The organism is Hydrogenophaga sp. 70-12 (assembly GCF_001897365.1).
Classification (GTDB): domain Bacteria; phylum Pseudomonadota; class Gammaproteobacteria; order Burkholderiales; family Burkholderiaceae_C; genus Hydrogenophaga; species Hydrogenophaga borbori.
This window is the reverse complement of the sequence record NZ_MKSS01000152.1, coordinates 1-2,537: the sequence shown is the minus strand read 5'-3', so window position 1 is coordinate 2,537 and position 2,537 is coordinate 1. Positions and strand designations below refer to the sequence as shown.

Sequence of the window (2,537 nt, the reverse complement as noted above, 5' to 3'; positions counted from 1 at the left end):
GAGCACGCGCAGGCCCTCGGGCATGACTTCGGTGCCGATGCCGTCGCCGGCGATGACCGCGATGCGGTGCTTGCTCATGGGGGGTCTCCTGGTGGTGCTGTCGAATCGGTGCGCCACTGTAGCGAATCCATTCGCAATAATCCGTGCATTGATTATTGAGCCAGGAGCAATTCATGGATCGCGCCGATCTGGAGATGGTGCAAGCCGTTCGCCAGCACGGCAGCCTGGCGCAGGCCGCCCAGGCCCTGGGGCTCACGCCATCGGCCATCACGCGGCGGCTGGCGGCGCTCGAGGCCTCGCTCGGTGTGCGCCTGTTCCAGCGCACCACGCGCCGCGTCAGCCCCACGGCCGAAGGCGAGACCCTGTCGCTGCGGGCGGCCGAGCTGCTGCGCGGCTTCGAGGCGGCGCAGGCCGAGCTGCGCGAGCGCCAGGCCGAGCCCGCCGGGCCGATCCGCCTGGCGGCCACCTTCGGCTTCGGGCGGCGCTGGTTGGGGCCGGCGCTGGCGGCCTTCCAGGCGAAGCACCCGGCGGTGTCCATCCAGCTGCAGCTCACCGAGCGCCTGCCCGATCTGGCCGCCGAAGGGCTGGACGGGGCCGTGTGGCTGTGGAGCGCGCCCGACCAGCGCGCGGGCGAGTGGGTGTCGCGCCGGCTGGCGCCCAACCGGCGCGTGCTGGTGGCCGCGCCCGCCTACCTCGCCGTGCACGGCGCGCCGCGCACGCTGGACGACCTGGCCATGCACCACTGCCTGGTGGTGCGCGAGCACACCGACGCCGACCCGAGGCGACAAGACCACTGGGCGCTGCAGCACGAGGGCGACGCCGCCCTGCGCCGCGTGGCCATCGCCGGGCCGCTGTCGAGCAACTCGGGCGAGCTGGTGCGCGACTGGTGCCTCGCGGGCCAGGGCATCATGCTGCGCAGCCTGTGGGACATCGCGCCGCGGATCGCCAGCGGCGAACTGGTGCACGTGCTGCCGGCCTGGAGCCACCGCGACGCGGACATCCACTGGTTGGCGCCCTGGCAGGCGCAGTCGCCCAAGCGCATCCGGCTGCTCGTGACCGCCCTGGCCGAGGCCTTCCGTGACGAGCCCTGGCGGCCCGCGCCGGCGCTCAGCGCGGCGAGCGCACGACCAGGCTCACGCCGAAGGCCGTGACCGCGATGCCCGCCACCGTGAGCGGCGTGATCGGCTCGCGAAACAGCAGCCAGGCGATGACGGCCGTGGTCGGCGGCACCAGGTACATCAGGCTGGCCACACTGGCCGCGGCCCCGCGCTGGATCAGCAGATAGAGCAGCGAGCTGCCGCCCAGCGTGAGCCCCAGCACCGACCACGCCATGGCGCCGATGAACTCGCCCGAGTAGTGCATGGGCTCGGGCTCCAGCAGGGCCAGGGGCAGCGTGACGATGAAGGCCGCGATCAGTTGCACCGTGTTGGCGGTGCGCACGTCGCAGGCCTGCACGAAGCGCTTCTGGTACAGGGTGCCGGCCGTGATGGCGAACAGCGCGAACACCGCGTACGACAGGTTCTCCGCATTGGCGTGGTCGCCCGGCGAGCCTTCGACCAGCTTGCGCGATACCACCAGCACCAGCCCCGCAAACCCCAGCAGCAGGCCCAGCCACTGCCGGCGCGACACCCGCCCCTGCGCGCCGCCCACGGCGCTGAGCCAGATGGCGGTGAGCACCGGCTGCAGGCCGACGATGAGCGAGGACAGGCCCGAGCCCATGCCGGCCTTCACCGCGGCCCACACGCCGCCCAGGTAGCCCGCGTGCATGAGCACACCGACCACCGACAGGTGCAGCCATTGCGTGCGGTTGGCCGGCCACTTCACGCCGGCCCAGACGATCCACGGCAGGAAGCACAGGATGGACAGCGCGTAGCGCATCGCCAGGAAGGACAGCGGCGGCGCGTGCGGCATGCCGTAGCGCGCGACGATGAAACCCGTGCTCCAGATCAGCACGAACACCCAGGGCATGGCGCGCAGCCAGGCGTTGTCGGACGCGGGAGAACTCACGGGCTCGCTTTCAACGGGAACGCGCGCGGATCTCGGGCAGCGCCTTCTGCAGGTAATAGACCATGGACCACACCGTGAGGACGGCCGACATCCACAGCAGCCAGGTGCCCCACAGGCGGGTGTCGATCAGGCCGAACAGGCGGCCGTCGAACAGCAGGAAAGGGATCGCGATCATCTGCACCATGGTCTTGACCTTGCCGATCATGTGCACCGCCACGCTCTTGGTGGCGCCGATGATGGCCATCCACTCGCGCAGCGAGGAGATCGCGATCTCGCGGCCGATGATGATGAGCGCCGCGAACACGTCGGCCCGGCCCATGTGCACCAGCACCAGCAGGCTGGCGCAGACCAGGAACTTGTCGGCCACCGGGTCGAGGAAGGCGCCGAAGGCCGAGGTTTGGTTGAGCTTGCGCGCCAGGTAGCCGTCGGCCCAGTCGGTGAGCGCGAAGACGATGAACATGGCGGTGGCCACCAGGTTCTGCTCGGCCGGGCTGAGATGCCCCACATAGAACACCCCCACGATCAGCGGA

General features: G+C 70.8%; 3 protein-coding genes. 1 reads left to right on the top strand and 2 read right to left on the bottom strand.

The window, feature by feature from the left end; genetic code table 11:
- The first annotated feature begins 173 nt into the window (after positions 1–173).
- Positions 174–1,151, top strand: coding sequence for a LysR family transcriptional regulator (locus BGO22_RS09235; RefSeq protein ID WP_070397698.1), 978 nt, complete (start codon positions 174–176; stop codon positions 1,149–1,151).
- On the opposite strand, the gene BGO22_RS09230 is transcribed toward BGO22_RS09235, so the two are convergent.
- Both BGO22_RS09230 and pgsA read right to left on the bottom strand, forming a co-directional pair.
- Positions 1,108–1,968 (bottom strand): DMT family transporter, encoded by an 861-nt coding sequence (locus BGO22_RS09230; RefSeq protein WP_070397783.1) that lies wholly within the window; start codon positions 1,966–1,968, stop codon positions 1,108–1,110. The two genes, BGO22_RS09235 and BGO22_RS09230, sit on opposite strands and share 44 nt — an antisense overlap.
- 49 nt (positions 1,969–2,017) lie before the next feature.
- On the bottom strand, positions 2,018–2,537 hold a 520-nt coding region (gene pgsA / locus BGO22_RS09225), incomplete at its 5' end, for a CDP-diacylglycerol--glycerol-3-phosphate 3-phosphatidyltransferase (RefSeq protein WP_286850349.1).

Coding starts and splice junctions, on each gene's coding strand:
- BGO22_RS09230 (WP_070397783.1), bottom strand. CDS start 1,968: ATGCCCTGGGTGTTCGTGCTGATCTGGAGCACGGGTTTCATCGTCGCG.
- BGO22_RS09235 (WP_070397698.1), top strand. CDS start 174: ATGGATCGCGCCGATCTGGAGATGGTGCAAGCCGTTCGCCAGCACGGC.